Here is a 14,282-nt window from a genome sequence, read left to right as displayed (position 1 = left end):
TGGGTAAAAAAGTTTACGTCAGCAACATTTGCTTACCGCCACGAATTTACATTGCTGCACGTCGCCCCCATATACTGTTAACAGTCGCAACGGGAGAGTCATCATGCAACGCGAAGAACAAGAACTGATTGAAAATCTGTTTAGCCGTTTGAAACAAGCTGAAAGCCAGACTGCGGCACGCGATGCTGCTGCCGAACAACTGATCAAACAACACCTGCAGGCGCAACCAGGCGCGCCCTACTATATGGCTCAGGCCATTTTGATTCAGGAAGCGGCACTTAAAAAACTGAATGAGCGGGTTCAGGAGCTGGAAAATCATCTGGCTCAGCAACAGGCTCAGCAACAGCAGCAGCCAAAAAGCAGTGGCGGGTTTTTATCCAGCCTGTTTGGCGGCGGCAGTCAGCAGGCCCAACCGGCTCAGCCATCGCCCCAGTGGAACAGCGCACCGCAACAGCCGCCGCAGCAGCCCTATGCCAGCGCACCTGCGCCCCGTGGCAGCGGATTTCTGGGCGGCGCACTGCAAACCGCCGTGGGCGTAGCAGGCGGTGTGGTCATGGCCGATATGCTGACCAGCATGTTCCACCACTCGCAGCCGGAAGAGATCGTTAACATCATTAACGAACCCCAGTCGCTGCCTCAGGTCGATGACAGCCTGAATACCTTTAATGGCGGGAACGATCAGTCGTTTCTCGATCAGGGAACAGGTGCCGACAATCAGTCCTTCCTGGATCAAAGCAACGGCTGGAGTGACACCTATGCCGACAATGGCGATCTGAATGACTTCGGCGGCAATGATTACGATGACGACGACAGTTTTGTTTGATTTAACGTTGTCGCTGTCTGAGCCAGCTGTCTAGTTCATTGGCAAACTGCTGGCGGTCCCGCGGGCTCATGGCGGCGGGACCGCCTGTCTGTACGCCGCTGGCGCGCATCGTGTCCATAAAATCACGCATCGTCAACCGCTCGCGTATGGTGGCAGGTGAATACCGTTCCCCGCGCGGATTCAGCGCCGACGCCCCTTTTTCAATCACCTCTGCGGCCAAGGGAATATCTGCCGTAATCACCAAATCGCCAGCCTGCACACGCTTCACGATTTCATTATCGGCAACATCAAACCCAGCCGGCACCTGTAGCGTGCGCAACCAGGGCGATGGCGGTACGCGTAAAAATTGATTCGCAACAAAGGTGACCATGGTTTGCGTTCTGTCCGCCGCCCGGTACAGCACGTCTTTTATGACGTTTGGGCAGGCGTCCGCATCGACCCAGATAGACATTGGTGTTCCTTATTCTGGAAAATAGCGACGATGTTAACCTGTTTTGCAAAACGGGGTTAAGTAAAATTCCCCGGCTTCCGCTATGGCCAGATCTCGCGTTCAGAACGCACGTCAGCCCCCCGAATATCGTCAACGATGAAGGGAGTGCTCAACGCGCGTTCACCACAAAAACGTGCCGCCATCACTCTCTTTTGCCCTTTGGCACCGGCCGCCGTGCGTTACCGCTAACTTGTTATTAATCCTGTCTGCAGTAAGCTACAGCGTTGATAACGGTGAAAACAGGAAAGGAGACGGTGATGCTGGAAAAGAAAATCGGATTTATTGGCGGTGGCAACATGGCAAAAGCCATCATTGGCGGGCTGATAAACAGCGGGCAAATGACACCGTCAGCTATCTGGATTTACGACCGCAAACCGAGCACCAATCAGCAAATGGCCGAACAGTACGGTATTAACGCCGCGGAGAGTGCGGAAGCGCTGGCCCAGCACGTGGATATTCTGTTTGGTGCGGTCAAACCCAATGTGATCCTCAAAGTGCTGAAAGAACTGGCTAACAGCCTGAAAAAAGAAGCAGTAGTCGTTTCAATTGCCGCGGGCGTGACGCTGGATAACCTGGCTTCCGTGCTGGGGCACGATCGTAAGATCATTCGCGCAATGCCAAACACCCCTTCCCTGGTCGGTGAAGGCATGACCTCCGTTACGCCCAACGTGCTGGTTGAACAGAGCGAGACCGATGAAGTGGTCGCGATATTTGAGAGCTTTGGTCAGGCGGCGGTCGTCGATGAATACCTGATCCACTCGGTGGTTGGCGTCAGTGGTTCAGCTCCGGCTTACGTGTTTATGTTTATTGAAGCCATGGCCGATGCCGCCGTGGCGGGCGGCATGCCGCGCGCGCAGGCTTACCGGTTTGCGGCCCAGGCCGTGAAAGGCTCCGCACAGATGGTGCTGCAAACGGGTAAACATCCCGGTGAGTTGAAAGATATGGTCTGCTCGCCCGGCGGCACCACCATTGAAGCGGTGAAAGTGCTGGAAGAAAAAGGCTTCCGTTCAGCCGTGATCGAAGCCATGCAGCAGTGCATGGCGAAGTCGGACAAGCTGAGCCGCAGTTAACCGATATATCTGGCAAACATGCCGTTTGCCAGACGGTTTTGCGGGCCCATTATTGTGCAGAATGGTGGGCCTGATACCATGCCAGTGCCTGTTCCATCGTCATGGGCTCCTGCATCTTTTCGACCAGCTCGGCGGTCAGCGTGTAGAGTCCACACGAGAAAACCGCAGCCAGCCGCCCTTCCTTGCCGTAAAAGGCCATAAACGTTTTCTCTTCCAGCGATCCCACCTGCTGGTAGTCGTCCCAGTCTGTGGCATGACCAATATATTCATAGCGGGTACCATAATGCGCGGTCCAGAAAAACGGCACGCGGTCATAGTGATGAATATTTCCCAGCATATTCATTGCTGCGGTCTGGCCCTGCTGCTCTGCCACGCGAAAATGCTCGATGCGCAGCGGCCCCTGGGCGGAAGGATAGGTTGCAATATCGCCGGCTACCCAGACGTTTTCTGCCACGCGTAGCTGCTCATCAGTTTGCAGGCTGCCATCTTCAACCCGCGGCAGGTCGTGAATAAACGAGGTGGCCGGTTTAACGCCGGTGGCGAACAGCACCACATCGGCAGCGATCTGCTGACCGGTTTTTAACCGCACGCCCGTCACGTGGTTTTCGCCCTGAAGCGACGCAATCTCACCTTCCACAAATGTTACGCCGTTGGCCTGATGCAGTTGATGGAAATAACGGCCTATAGCCTCACCAAACTGCGCCGCAAACGGCAGCACGTGACGTGCAATGACGGTCACCTCAACGTCACGGTTACGCAGCGACGAGGCCAGCTCCATGCCAATAAAGCTGTTACCGATAATCACAATCTGCTGGCTTCGATCGACGGCCGCTAGCAGGGACGCGGTATGCTGCTTGTTGCGCAGAATATGTACGCCCGCTAAATCAGCGCCAGCAAGCGACGGCTTGACAGGTTCTGCGCCCGTTGCAATTAATAATTTATCGAACTGCAACGTGCTATCGTCGGCAAACACCAGACGGTGCGCCTCATTATCAACTCGCTCAACGCGCTTTTGGATGCGCTCGACGTGATCGAGTATGTCACTGCCAAGCAGCGACGGCACATCATCGATATCCATTTTGCCTGAGGGAACAAATTTCGTCAGCGCCGTGCGGTCGTAAGGGGCTTCCGGTTCACTCTCTACCAGCACCAGGCGGCCCTTAAAGCCGTCGTGGCGTAATCGCCACAGTGCCGCACTCCCGGCCGCGCCCCCGCCCAGTACCACAAAGACCGGGGCGCTGGCACCGCTGCCCACTGGCGAAGCAGGCGACATCGCTTTAGGGTTAACCAGAATCTGGCCATTTTCGATGCGAACGGGATACTGTTTCAGGTCGGCCAGCGCCAGCGGCTCGCACATTTTACCGCTGCTCAGTTCAAACGCCGCTTTATGCCAGGGACAGATGAGCCTGTCGCCGCAGATAGCGCCCTGCTCAAGCGGCGCGCCTGCATGAGGGCATTTTGCCTGGAAAGCCTGGACGCTGTCAGCCTCACGGATGAGTAAAAACTCTGTTTCACCCAGCTTTTTTTTAACCGGCTGACGTTGCGGTAAATCCTTGAGAGCAATAACAAATTGATAGTTCACGACATGGCTCCTTTTCCAACCGTCACGGGTAAAAGCACCGCGCCCGCACGCGCGCGGCGCAATCCCTTATAAACAGTAAGTGTGGCAAAGGATTGGAAAAGTTTGCGCCTCAATGGCGATTTTTTTCGCTAATCATCTGTTTCTTCAGTAATTAAAAGCGTGCTGCAGCGCACTGATGGCAGGCGAAGAGAGGAGGCGGCCACCGAAATGGCCGGCTGAGTCTTAGCTTTTTTTGAGGCACTGACTCATAAAGGTTTTACGTGCATCACCGGTCAGCTTTTTATCTCCGGCCTGGAGATTACAGGTTTTCATTTTTATTTGTTGCGGCGACATGTCCGCGACTTTGCTGTCTTTCTTCAGGCAATCGCTCATAAATTGCTTACGCACATCGCCTTTTAACGATTGGCTGCTGGCATGTTCATTACACATCGCCATTTTTTGCTGCTGCGGCGTTTTATCTGCCGCGCTGGCGTGGCTGCTCATCATTATTCCTGCCAGGACTATCATCAGGATATTGCCTTTCATTGTTTTCACTCCGTTGTGATAAAGACAGTATTTATTCTGGCATGCCAGAAAAGAATCAGACGACTTTTGCTTTGGAATAATACAGAGATCGCAATTTTATTCTGGTGATCAGCGTGATTTTAGCTGTGGGGCCGGTGAAGTAATCGGGTGACAGCGTTTTTTAATAACGCGGCATTGTGATCGTTGTGATCCACTCCGGCATGAATCATGGCCGTATCAATGCTGTTGACGAGGGACTGATGCTGCTCAGGCGGCATCATGCGCAGCATTGCGGTGATCACAAGTTCCAGCGCTTCGATCTGCACGACCTGCTCTTTAGACGCTTCTTCTTTTTCTGCCAGCGTAATTAATAGCTCAGCAATCAGATTTTTCATGCCGGTGCCTCTTCAGCAGGGTGAAGAAAAAAATATCACCCGCCAGAATAAAAAAAAAGGAATTTTTTATTCTGTTTATCAGTACATTAAAATAACAGCGCGGGGGCGGTGTTATCTTATTCTATTTATTGTGAGCGAAACGTTTTTATTCTACTGACAAGCGAGGCGTAACCATTTTGTCATCATGGTAAGCGTCGATAAATGCCTTGTTTTTGTTGCCAGCACGTTCTGCACTTAACTGGCAAAGCGTATCTGACGCTTCTCTGGCCACGGATTTGTCATCATGGTAAGCGTCGATAAATGCCTTATTTTTGCTGCCAGCACGTTCTGCTCTTAACTGGCAAAGCGTATCTGACACTTCTCTGGCCACGGAAAGACAGGGCAGGAAATCTTTCAGCGTCACCGCCTTTCGAAAGGTAAGATCCCGCAGTCCCATGCCACGAACCCTGCAGATTTCCTCTTCACACTACGCGTGTGTCGGGCGACGTTTCCCGAGATAAGCACGATTTTTTTGCCTCTGCCCCAGGTTTTATCTGCGGTAATAATAAACTTATTAATCAGTTAACTACGTGCTAAAAGCCGTCGTAACCTGGCGGCATTATTTGAAAATCACTCATCACATTTGAAAAATATTTCAGGTTGTTACTGACAAGACGTAACGGCAGACCTATGTTTAAAAAACCGCCAGATTCGTGCGGGACGTGGGTCGTTCTGATCGACGTAATGCGCCCGATTAAACCTTGTCGTGCATATCGGGGGCCACTAACTCACCTGACTCTGCCTACTGCGCAATCGCGTACCGGGCGGGCTGTCTGTTTGCGGAGATGGAGAATGAGAGTGCAATCTAACAGCGCCAGCCGTGCTATCACCGATTATTTCAACAGCCCGGACTGGAATGTCCCGCCAGAGTCGGATTTGCTGGCCGTTATTATGCGGGAACTGATGGAAGCCGGACAGCCCACGACCAATAAAGCCGTTATCGCACGCGTGATCAATAAGCTGGAATTTGAAGGGGATGAGCAACGCCTGCAACGCTATCGTGCCCTGTTAGCCCGGCTGATGGAGGCGCGGCCCCACGAGTGAGCCGCTGTTAACTTACTTCGCCAGCCGGTACTGGTTGGCCTCGCTTACGCTGGCCCGACCGCTGCTGCGCTGAAACAGGCAAAGCTCTCGTCCCCGGCGGTTTTTCATGTGCTTCTGCGGATAGAGCCCTTCAAGCAGTAACGCGCTGTAGCCTACGCTGTCATCGTACTCGACAACCTGACCCAGTACTTTTACCTTGCTTAAGGTGCTGGCGTTGATGCACGCCTGCCGCATCACCTGCTGGCTTTTCTGCCATGCCTCCGGGCTTGAAGCCAGAGCAACCGGGCTGACCAGCAGCAAAAATAAGACTGAAATCCTCTGGAAATATTCCATGCGTTGCTCCTTCTTCGGGCTTAACCAGAAAAAAATTCCCGCCTGAGCGGGAATAAACAAGACGAGCATTGCATATTGATGTAACGAGGAAATCCTTACCCTGTTGATTGAACCGATCGATAACGGTTATCGCCTACCCACAGGGTACAGGCGTTATCTTCGCCTGACGCCATGACAACTCTATGACAATGCGCTGTTTATTTGCCACTTAACCGCAATAGACACGGCTGATATTACCGCTTTTGTCGGCCATAAAGTTCAGACGGGTGAAATTAAAGTCCATCGTTACCGCTGAATTCCACGGGATGGCACGCACTTTTTGCGTGAAACGCTGATTATCGATGGCAGACAACGGCTTGCCCACAAAGTGTTGATACTGAGATGCGCCACAGCTGTCCGCCTGCGCATCCAGCGGCACGGCGGCCTTGTCGGATTGTGTGGCCGACTGGCAGCCCGCCAGCAGTAAAAAACCGGCGGCCGCCAGCGCTTTTCCATAATGATTCACGTGTTTTCTCCTCATGGACGTGTAAAACCTGACTCCGAAGAGTAACAAGCCTGTCAGCAGGTATGAACCGCTAAAATCAAACTTACCGCACAATACCAGGGATTAAATGCTAGGGAATGCGGTTATTGACAGATGAATCGCACTTGCTGGCTAAAATTACCGCGAGAAGCCTCTGATAGTATTTGCGGACTCCCCCATGACACGATGAGTTATTGAGGAAGCGCGAGTGGAACTGATCCTTTTTATTAGCTTTGCCCTCTTGTTGACCCTGATCGCGGTAAGCATCCGCTAGCCAGTCATCATGCCCTTGTTGCTGCACGTCTTGTTCTCAGGCTGCGGCGCAGGCGTCTGACAGCCTGTTGCAACCCTCTCTGACAGTGGGTTTGCCCCCTGAATCCATGCACATCAAACCGGCATAACGCCCTGAAGGCGTTGAACAAAAAATATTGTGTCGTACGCTCTCTCGACAGCGATCCGACGCGTTGCTACTATGCGTTTATCATCGCTGGCTGGGTCGCCTATGAACACCAATTCCGACAGAGTGACGCTGACACTGTTTTATGTCGGCAGCTTTGTTGTCTATTACCTCGTTACCATGCTGATTACCCTGTTTCCGAATTACGGTATTCTGCGTAATGACGGTTTGCTGGTGCCTGTACTCTGCCTGTTCGAGTTTGCGGTCATCTATCCGCTGTATCGGTTCTACTGCCAGCGTCGTACGGATATTCCATTGGGCTTTTTACGCTCAGGTCAGACGTTACTTTTTATTGGCGCCCTGTTTATTTTAATGGCGGCGCAAACCCAGTACTTACAGCCTGAAGGCTGGCTGGTCGCGCAAACGCAGCAGGGACGCAGCTCGATGCTTATCCTGTTGCTCACCGCCGTCTTGCTGGCCCCGGTATTTGAAGAAGTGCTGTTTCGCGGCTTTTTGTTGCAGGGCTTTCTGCTCTGGGCACCCAACAGCCGTTTTGCCTGCATGCTACTGACCTCCCTGCTCTTTGCGCTGATGCATACGCAGTATGTTCACTGGGAAACCGTGGTAGCGCTGACGCTCTTCTCTCTGCTGCTTTGCTATGCCCGCTTGCGCAGCAATTCGCTGGCCTTGCCGGTCTTTCTGCATACGCTGAACAACCTGATTGCTATCCTGCCCGCCTGGTATTTCGCCTGACAGGCATCATTTTTTTATTGCCCCTCCGTCAATAACCTGCGAAAAATCAGCTAGTATCCTTTTTTAACCGCAGGGATGGATGGTCTGTAAGCCAATGATTACCATGCTGGATGTGGCCCGCAAGGCCGGAGTTTCTAAAGCCACCGTCTCGCGTGTGCTGGCGGGAAATCGTTACGTCAGTAAAAGTACGCAGCAAAAGGTCTATCAGGCCATTGCCGAAACCGGTTATCGCCCCAATCTGCTGGCGCGCAGCCTGGCCACGCAAAAGTCCCAAAATATTGGCTTAATTGTTACCCACTCGCTTTTTAACGGCCCCTACTTCAGCGAGCTGCTGTTTCAGGCTGCCACCCTGACCAATAACTACGGTCGCCAGTTAATTCTGGCTGATGGCAAAACCTGCGCGGACGACGAGCGCGCCGCAATTGAGTTTCTGCTCGACCTGCGCTGTGACGCGATCATTATCTATCCCCGCTTTCTGGACACCGAGGCACTGGATGCCATTATCGAGCAGCACGATATCCCAATTATGGTGGTGAATCGCCAGCTGCCGCGTCATCCGGCCCACTGTGTCTGGGCTACACATCAGCACAATACCTTTCAGGCGACGCGTTATCTGATCGCGCGCGGGCATCACGACATTGCCTTTATTCGTGGTATGACGGGTTCCCCTACCGCTGCCGCTCGCCTGGCAGGTTATGAGCAGGCCCTGGCTGAGCAGGGGCTTGCGGACAGGGCCTGCATCGTGCAGGGCGCGTGGACGCCGGCCAGTGGGATGGCGGCGGCAAAGCAGCTGCTGGACGCGGGCGTGACATTCAGCGCCCTGATGGCGAGTAACGATGACATGGCAATCGGGGCCGCGCTGGCGCTTCATGCCGCGGGAAAACGGCTGCCACAGGATGTTTCTCTGCTGGGATTTGATGATATCCGTATGGCCGAGTTTTTCCTGCCGCCGCTGACCACCGTGCATGTGCCGGTCGCAGAAATGATTCAGCACACGCTGGCGCAGCTGGTCGCCATGCTGGAAGGTCAGGAGGTGGAAGCCTTGCCGCCCTTTAGCGGCCATCTGATTGAGCGCGCCTCGGTCGCGGACGGGCCTCATAAGCGGTAAGTCGCGGCATCCCTGCCGCGCGGTCTTAGTAGTCCACCGACGCGTTCAGCGTTGCGCCGTTACTGCGAATCAGCTTCTGATACCAAAAGAAGCTTTTTTTGCGGTAGCGTGCCAGGTCCTTTAACGCTTTTTCATCGCGGTTCACATAAATAAATCCGTAACGTTTGCTGATGCCCTGATGGGTACTCACCAGATCAATAGCAGACCACGGGCAATAACCGAACAGCTCGACGCCATCGGCAATGGCCAGCTGCAGCTGAGCGATATGCTCACGCAGATAGTCGATACGGTAATCATCATGCACCTTGTTGTCGGCCGCCAGGGTATCAAACGCCCCTAAGCCATTTTCGGTAACGATGAGCGGCAAGGCATAACGTGCATAAATCTGGCGCGCGGTGATGCGAAAGCCCACCGGATCGATATACCAGCCAAACTGATTTTGCTGCAGATGCGGATTATTACAGCCCACGTAGACGGAGCGGTCGATGCCGGCCATTTGCTGATCGGCATGGGGCCGACTGTCGGGGTCATGATGTTCGCCCTCTGCCCCGACGGTGGCCGAAGCATAATAGTTAAAGGCGATAAAATCGGGCTGACCGGCGGCGATGATGGCCATATCCTCATCCTCGATCGTCGGAAGCCAGCCGCGCTGTTTTAAGAAAGCCCATACCACAGGGTTGTAGCGCCCGTGAACGGCTAAATCCAGATAAAGCCAGTTACGGATTGCAGAGAAATTGTCCGCCGCCAGCACATCCTCTGGCCGCGAGCTTGCCGCATAGACGCAGGAGATATTCGGTGCCGGGCCAATTTTAGCGTCTGGCAAGCGTTCGTGGCAGGCAATCATCGCCTTTGCCTGCGCCAGCATCATGTGGTGATTTTGCTGATACAGGGTTTTCTGTGGATCGGCGGTGCCAGCCGGTAACGTCCCGATCACGTCGCCTTTCAGGATCATCATGTTCTGTTCGTTGATGGTCAGCCAGTATTTGACCTGGCTGCCATACTGCTCAAAACAGGTAATGGCAAAACGTTCAAATGCCGCTACCGTGCGGCGAGAAGACCAGCCTCCGTCCTGCTGCAGGGCCCAGGGCAGATCGAAGTGATAAAGCGTGACCAGCGGTGTAATGTCGTGCCGGCAAATCTCATCAATTAACTGCTGGTAAAAGGCCACGCCCGCCTCGTTTAACGCGCCGTCGCCTTCCGGGTAAAGACGGCTCCAGGCGATGGAGAAGCGGTAGGTTTTTAGTCCCATTTCCGCCAGCAGGGCGATATCCTCTTTAAAGCGGTGGTAGTGGTCACTGCAAACGGTAAAATCCGTAATTGCCTGGCTGAACGTGGCTTTGTCGATAACCGACGGCCCTTTACCATCTGCATCCCATCCGCCCTCCACCTGATATGCCGAGGTCGAGGCGCCCCAGAGAAAACCGTCCGGAAATGCGGTCAGTGTCGAATGTTGCATAAAATCTCCTTTTTTAACGTGCGGCAAGCTCCCGACGCAGTTGAATAATTTCTTCTGCCAGCTCGCGGCAAAGCATCGCGTTCATCAGGTGATCCTGGGCGTGAACCATAATCAGGTTGACCGGGATTTTTCCGCTGCCCTCATCAGCACCGATGAGCCGGGTCTGTATCTGATGCGCCGCCTTTGCCGCCGCCGTCGCGGCGGTCAGCATGCTGTCTGCTCGTTCCCAGTTTTGCTGGCGGGCCGCACGCAACGCTTCCATCGAGCAGGAGCGCGCTTCGCCCGCCTGGATAATCAGTTCGATTACCGTGCTTTCATCGATTTCCATGCATTACTCCTTTACCGGTTGTGCTGCGCTCAGTTCCTGCTGCAGCAGTTGACGCTCGTACATTTTAAAAAACGGGTAGTAAATCAACGTGGCAATCGTCACCAGCACGGCAATCAGCACGATAACGCGCCAGTCCCAGCCGGTTGACCAGGCCGCACCAATTGGGGCGGGCGTGGTCCACGGTGCCAGCGAGATGACGTGGTTAATCAGATTGGTTTTAGTGGCGATCCAGGCAATGACGGCATTGACCAAGGGAGCAAGAACGAAGGGAATAAACAGAATGGGGTTCATCACGACAGGCGAGCCAAAAATAACCGGCTCGTTGATGTTGAACATACTGGGCACGATGCTGAGTTTGCCAATGGAGCGCAGATGGGCAGACTGGCTTCGCAAATAAAGTAATACCAGCCCCATGGTGGAACCGGAACCGCCAATCACGATAAAAAACTGCCAAAAGGGTTCGATAAACACATGGCTGACAGGCTCACCCGCATTCAGTGCCTGCTGGTTCAGGCCGAGATTGGTCAGCCAGAAGGCCTGCAAAATCCCGCCGACAATCACGGCACCGTGAATGCCTGCGAACCACAACAGGTGGCACAGCAGGACGGCGACCAGCACGGCGGGCAGTGAATCCGAGGCGGAGATGATCGGAGAGAAGATCGCCATGATGGCCTGCGGCAGCAGCATGCCAAACTGTGCCTGTACCCACAGGCTAAGCGGAAATAAGGTAATAAAAATGGTAATGATGGGAATGAGCAGGTCAAAGGACTGACGAATTTTCGGCGGCACCTGTTCGGGTAATTTAAAGCCGATGTTGTGTTTCTGCAAAAAGTGCATCAGCTCCGTGGCAAAAAGCGCGACCAGAATGGCGGTAAAAATCCCCTCCCCGCCCAGCGATCCTACCGGCAGCATTTTGCCCGTTTGCGGTGCGGCCACGACCAGAAACGCCATCAGCGACAGGCTGGCAGCCATAAAGCCGTTCATCTTATAGCTGTTTGCCAGGTTGTAGGCGATAGCACTGGCGATATAGAGCGCCATAATGCCCATCGTCATGTTGTACGGCATCATGATTTTTTCTTCATGTGCCTTGACCATGCCGAGCCACCAATGTGCGAAGGCCCAACTGCTGTCTGCCGAAAAAGGAGGATGCGCAAACAGCAGCATGAAGGAACCCACAATCAGAAACGGCATTGAGGCAATAAATCCATCGCGGATGGCGATGACGTGGCGCTGGCTGGAGAGGCGCCCCGCCAGCGGACTGATGCGGTTTTCGATAACGCCGAATAACGATTCGCTTAAGCGGCTCATCCCTTAACTCCTGCTCAGGAAAACGAGAATAACGCTGCACAGGCAAATACAGGCCTGCGATATATTTTTCAGTTTCTTACTCATCAGGGATGAATAAGCTTAAGTGCATCACTTAATATCTTTTCACCCTTCATCATTCCGTAATCCATGCTGTTAATCACTGCGATGGGTTTACTGTGTTGTTGGGCGACAGGCTCAAAATCCGCCAGCTTATATTTAATTTGCGGCCCCAGCAGGCAGCAGTCATAGTCGGCAATAAGATCAGTAAACTCTTCAATTCCCACAGCTTTTATCTCTACCGCTATGCCTTGTTCTTTAGCGGCTTTTTCCATTTTCTGTACCACCATACTGGTGGACATTCCGGCGGCGCAGCACAGCAAAATCTTTGGCATTGTTAATTCCTCCGTGTGATGAATGATTAACGAATACACAGGGTAAAGATTTTCTGCAACCGGTTTCAGATTTGCATGTCAGAAGTGTGAGAAATATCAAAACGTACCGGCATCGCTGTTGAGCAATAAAACCTACAACAGGCGCGATCATTTTCTGACCCTGAACATCGTCACGGCAGAGATAAAAATCGATGGGGTTGCGGCGTCAGAAATTAACGCGACGGCGTGGCGGCGCGTGCTGTTAACAGTAAGATTTCACTGCTGTTCAGGCGCGCAAGCCTTATAATGCGTCAGAGCAATCCGATACCGTCCAGCGTGATGAGTGCCCCGACGGCAATTAGCTATACTGGTTTTATAAAAAAGGAACACTCATCCATTTCGTGATGTGCGAACCGGGAGAAGGAGTCGGTTATGTTGATTGGTTTTGTATTGTTGGTGAGCGCCTGTGGACATGATGCCTGTGAAGCGTTGCCGGTGTCGGAGCGCATCTATCCAACGAAAGCCGCCTGTGAAGTCATGGCAAACCGCATTCATAAAGTCCGCCCAAACGTGGTGCTGCTTTGTGGTGAAGTGCATCGTTCAGATAACTGAACAGGTGCAAGGACACAAAAACAGGCAGACAACATTGCAAGGATGCCGTTTAGCGTTCAAAATATAAGCTGTTTTACACCAACACAGTCGTGAATCCCATGAAAAGTAGTCGTCCCCGCCGTCCAACTGGGCGTTGGGTTTATTACATTTTGTATGAAGGCATTCTGTGGCCCTGTCCGGTACGCTGGGAATGGGAAAGCGCCTATGGCGGCTGGCTTCCGTTCTACTATTCGCCAACATTTGAATTTGTGGCGGGCGATCCCGGTAAGGCTTACCGTATTGCGCGCAGCGACGTGCGGACTAAGCGTGGAGAAGAGATGTATGCCTGACGTGTCAGGTGGCGTTCCAGGGAAACCAGGATGCGGTAAGCAGAAAGTAGAGTAACTCCAGCAGCAGTACCACCATTAGCAGCACACCAAGCTTGTGGCGAGAAAGCCACGATTTCATGCGCATATTATCGCTGTCCCCTCATTCGACAACAGTACGTCACGCGTTACTGGCAAGACGAACCGCCTTTTTCTCGTGCTTTGCAGAACCGCCTGCCCCTGCGACGATTGGATGCCGCACACGAAGATGCGCCCGCAGGCGCATCTGGATTCGGTACTATCACCGATGACATCACGACCGATTGCATCACGAAAAGTGACGCAGGATCGTCGTCAGTTGTTCAGGGTGTAGTCGAGCGTGATTTCTGCATTCAGCACCTGAGAAACCGGACAGCCTGCTTTGGCTTTATTGATGATTTCATCAAAGGTGTCGTTATCAATGCCAGGCAGAGAAACGGTGCTGGTTAAGGCGATTTTGGTGATCGCGAAGCCTTCACCTTTTTTATCCAGCGAGACGTCTGCAGTGGTATCGATGCTTTCAGGCTTATGGCCTGCGTTACCCAACATCAGCGACAGCGCCATAGAGAAACAGGCCGCATGTGCCGCACCAATCAGCTCTTCTGGGTTAGTGCCTTTTTGTCCTTCAAAGCGGGTGTTGAAGCCGTAGGGCTGTTGGTCCAGTACGCCGCTCTCGGTGCTGACTGTGCCTTTGCCTTTAATATCGCCTTCCCAATGCGCCGAGCCTTTCTTATGAATGGTCATGTCATTCCTCCTGTTGGTAAAGAAGGTAAGTATAGACAACGCATCTGATTTCGCAGCG

The 14,282-nt window shown here is 53.2% G+C and carries 19 protein-coding genes; 7 read left to right on the top strand and 12 right to left on the bottom strand.

The features are described 5' to 3' along the window. Positions 1–103 precede the first annotated feature (103 nt). Complete coding sequence (locus tag DFO57_RS16435; protein WP_022622675.1) at positions 104–823, top strand: DUF2076 domain-containing protein; 720 nt, start codon at positions 104–106, stop codon at positions 821–823. Position 824: 1 nt separating this feature from the next. Here the strand turns inward: DFO57_RS16435 and DFO57_RS16430 are convergent, their stop codons facing one another. Beyond that, positions 825–1,274 (bottom strand): YaiI/YqxD family protein, encoded by a 450-nt coding sequence (locus tag DFO57_RS16430; RefSeq protein WP_014593046.1) that lies wholly within the window; start codon positions 1,272–1,274, stop codon positions 825–827. A 296-nt stretch (positions 1,275–1,570) separates the two neighbouring features. Between DFO57_RS16430 and proC the strand changes: the two genes are divergently transcribed. Then, positions 1,571–2,383, top strand: coding sequence for a pyrroline-5-carboxylate reductase (gene proC, locus DFO57_RS16425; protein WP_029569700.1), 813 nt, complete (start codon positions 1,571–1,573; stop codon positions 2,381–2,383). A gap of 49 nt (positions 2,384–2,432) precedes the next feature. Here proC and DFO57_RS16420 read toward each other — a convergent pair whose 3' ends face one another. The 4 genes from DFO57_RS16420 to DFO57_RS16405 all read right to left on the bottom strand — a co-directional run bounded on the left by DFO57_RS16420 (position 2,433) and on the right by DFO57_RS16405 (position 5,300). Then, entirely contained in the window at positions 2,433–3,965 is a 1,533-nt protein-coding gene (locus tag DFO57_RS16420) for an FAD-dependent oxidoreductase (RefSeq protein ID WP_110015532.1), read from the bottom strand. Between the two features lie 222 nt (positions 3,966–4,187). Further along, on the bottom strand, positions 4,188–4,490 hold the full coding sequence (locus DFO57_RS16415) for a PsiF family protein (RefSeq protein WP_014606464.1): 303 nt from the start codon (positions 4,488–4,490) through the stop codon (positions 4,188–4,190). Positions 4,491–4,609: 119 nt separating this feature from the next. After that, positions 4,610–4,864, bottom strand: coding sequence for an anti-adapter protein IraP (gene iraP, locus DFO57_RS16410; RefSeq protein WP_014593043.1), 255 nt, complete (start codon positions 4,862–4,864; stop codon positions 4,610–4,612). Positions 4,865–5,009: 145 nt separating this feature from the next. Further along, positions 5,010–5,300, bottom strand: coding sequence for a hypothetical protein (locus DFO57_RS16405; protein WP_110015531.1), 291 nt, complete (start codon positions 5,298–5,300; stop codon positions 5,010–5,012). Positions 5,301–5,695: 395 nt separating this feature from the next. Between DFO57_RS16405 and DFO57_RS16400 the strand changes: the two genes are divergently transcribed. Beyond that, positions 5,696–5,947 carry a biofilm development regulator YmgB/AriR family protein gene (locus DFO57_RS16400; protein WP_014606466.1) on the top strand — a complete coding sequence of 84 codons (252 nt, stop codon included), beginning with the start codon at positions 5,696–5,698 and terminating at the stop codon, positions 5,945–5,947. Between the two features lie 12 nt (positions 5,948–5,959). Here DFO57_RS16400 and DFO57_RS16395 read toward each other — a convergent pair whose 3' ends face one another. Then, positions 5,960–6,280 carry a hypothetical protein gene (locus DFO57_RS16395; protein ID WP_015700863.1) on the bottom strand — a complete coding sequence of 107 codons (321 nt, stop codon included), beginning with the start codon at positions 6,278–6,280 and terminating at the stop codon, positions 5,960–5,962. Positions 6,281–6,488: 208 nt separating this feature from the next. Further along, a complete protein-coding gene (locus DFO57_RS16390) occupies positions 6,489–6,785 on the bottom strand; it encodes an I78 family peptidase inhibitor (RefSeq protein ID WP_041456002.1) in 297 nt (98 codons plus the stop codon). A gap of 520 nt (positions 6,786–7,305) precedes the next feature. Here DFO57_RS16390 and DFO57_RS16385 point away from each other — a divergent pair. After that, complete coding sequence (locus tag DFO57_RS16385; RefSeq protein WP_014606469.1) at positions 7,306–7,953, top strand: CPBP family intramembrane glutamic endopeptidase; 648 nt, start codon at positions 7,306–7,308, stop codon at positions 7,951–7,953. Positions 7,954–8,047: 94 nt separating this feature from the next. Further along, on the top strand, positions 8,048–9,061 hold the full coding sequence (locus tag DFO57_RS16380) for a LacI family DNA-binding transcriptional regulator (protein WP_022622681.1): 1,014 nt from the start codon (positions 8,048–8,050) through the stop codon (positions 9,059–9,061). 25 nt (positions 9,062–9,086) lie between these two features. Here DFO57_RS16380 and DFO57_RS16375 read toward each other — a convergent pair whose 3' ends face one another. From DFO57_RS16375 to DFO57_RS16360, 4 genes are all read right to left on the bottom strand, one after another. Then, positions 9,087–10,517 (bottom strand): glycoside hydrolase family 1 protein, encoded by a 1,431-nt coding sequence (locus tag DFO57_RS16375; RefSeq protein WP_042677567.1) that lies wholly within the window; start codon positions 10,515–10,517, stop codon positions 9,087–9,089. A 13-nt stretch (positions 10,518–10,530) separates the two neighbouring features. Beyond that, positions 10,531–10,845 carry a PTS lactose/cellobiose transporter subunit IIA gene (locus tag DFO57_RS16370; protein ID WP_013024822.1) on the bottom strand — a complete coding sequence of 105 codons (315 nt, stop codon included), beginning with the start codon at positions 10,843–10,845 and terminating at the stop codon, positions 10,531–10,533. Between the two features lie 3 nt (positions 10,846–10,848). After that, positions 10,849–12,153, bottom strand: a complete 1,305-nt coding sequence (locus DFO57_RS16365) for a PTS sugar transporter subunit IIC (protein ID WP_042677568.1) — start codon at positions 12,151–12,153, stop codon at positions 10,849–10,851. A gap of 83 nt (positions 12,154–12,236) precedes the next feature. After that, the gene (locus DFO57_RS16360; RefSeq protein WP_015700865.1) at positions 12,237–12,545 is read right to left on the bottom strand and encodes a PTS sugar transporter subunit IIB; all 309 of its coding nucleotides are present in this window, start codon (positions 12,543–12,545) and stop codon (positions 12,237–12,239) included. Positions 12,546–12,956: 411 nt separating this feature from the next. On the opposite strand from DFO57_RS16360, the gene DFO57_RS16355 reads away from it, so the two are divergent. Further along, on the top strand, positions 12,957–13,136 hold the full coding sequence (locus DFO57_RS16355; protein WP_013024819.1) for a hypothetical protein: 180 nt from the start codon (positions 12,957–12,959) through the stop codon (positions 13,134–13,136). Between the two features lie 98 nt (positions 13,137–13,234). After that, positions 13,235–13,465: a hypothetical protein gene (locus tag DFO57_RS16350; RefSeq protein WP_014606474.1), complete on the top strand. Its 231-nt coding sequence runs from the start codon at positions 13,235–13,237 to the stop codon at positions 13,463–13,465. 330 nt (positions 13,466–13,795) lie between these two features. On the opposite strand, the gene DFO57_RS16345 is transcribed toward DFO57_RS16350, so the two are convergent. After that, positions 13,796–14,224 carry an OsmC family protein gene (locus DFO57_RS16345; protein ID WP_078829202.1) on the bottom strand — a complete coding sequence of 143 codons (429 nt, stop codon included), beginning with the start codon at positions 14,222–14,224 and terminating at the stop codon, positions 13,796–13,798. Between the last annotated feature and the right edge of the window lie 58 nt (positions 14,225–14,282).

This window comes from Pantoea sp. AG702 (assembly GCF_003182295.1).
GTDB lineage: Bacteria > Pseudomonadota > Gammaproteobacteria > Enterobacterales > Enterobacteriaceae > Pantoea > Pantoea ananatis.
The sequence above is the reverse complement of the archived record's forward strand: the minus strand, read 5'-3'. Positions and strand labels throughout refer to the sequence as shown.

Coding starts and splice junctions, on each gene's coding strand:
- iraP (WP_014593043.1), bottom strand. CDS start 4,864: ATGAAAAATCTGATTGCTGAGCTATTAATTACGCTGGCAGAAAAAGAA.
- DFO57_RS16415 (WP_014606464.1), bottom strand. CDS start 4,490: ATGAAAGGCAATATCCTGATGATAGTCCTGGCAGGAATAATGATGAGC.
- DFO57_RS16405 (WP_110015531.1), bottom strand. CDS start 5,300: ATGGGACTGCGGGATCTTACCTTTCGAAAGGCGGTGACGCTGAAAGAT.
- DFO57_RS16355 (WP_013024819.1), top strand. CDS start 12,957: ATGTTGATTGGTTTTGTATTGTTGGTGAGCGCCTGTGGACATGATGCC.
- DFO57_RS16430 (WP_014593046.1), bottom strand. CDS start 1,274: ATGTCTATCTGGGTCGATGCGGACGCCTGCCCAAACGTCATAAAAGAC.
- DFO57_RS16375 (WP_042677567.1), bottom strand. CDS start 10,517: ATGCAACATTCGACACTGACCGCATTTCCGGACGGTTTTCTCTGGGGC.
- DFO57_RS16370 (WP_013024822.1), bottom strand. CDS start 10,845: ATGGAAATCGATGAAAGCACGGTAATCGAACTGATTATCCAGGCGGGC.
- DFO57_RS16395 (WP_015700863.1), bottom strand. CDS start 6,280: ATGGAATATTTCCAGAGGATTTCAGTCTTATTTTTGCTGCTGGTCAGC.
- DFO57_RS16380 (WP_022622681.1), top strand. CDS start 8,048: ATGATTACCATGCTGGATGTGGCCCGCAAGGCCGGAGTTTCTAAAGCC.
- DFO57_RS16385 (WP_014606469.1), top strand. CDS start 7,306: ATGAACACCAATTCCGACAGAGTGACGCTGACACTGTTTTATGTCGGC.
- DFO57_RS16435 (WP_022622675.1), top strand. CDS start 104: ATGCAACGCGAAGAACAAGAACTGATTGAAAATCTGTTTAGCCGTTTG.
- DFO57_RS16350 (WP_014606474.1), top strand. CDS start 13,235: ATGAAAAGTAGTCGTCCCCGCCGTCCAACTGGGCGTTGGGTTTATTAC.
- DFO57_RS16365 (WP_042677568.1), bottom strand. CDS start 12,153: ATGAGCCGCTTAAGCGAATCGTTATTCGGCGTTATCGAAAACCGCATC.
- DFO57_RS16345 (WP_078829202.1), bottom strand. CDS start 14,224: ATGACCATTCATAAGAAAGGCTCGGCGCATTGGGAAGGCGATATTAAA.
- DFO57_RS16400 (WP_014606466.1), top strand. CDS start 5,696: ATGAGAGTGCAATCTAACAGCGCCAGCCGTGCTATCACCGATTATTTC.
- proC (WP_029569700.1), top strand. CDS start 1,571: ATGCTGGAAAAGAAAATCGGATTTATTGGCGGTGGCAACATGGCAAAA.
- DFO57_RS16360 (WP_015700865.1), bottom strand. CDS start 12,545: ATGCCAAAGATTTTGCTGTGCTGCGCCGCCGGAATGTCCACCAGTATG.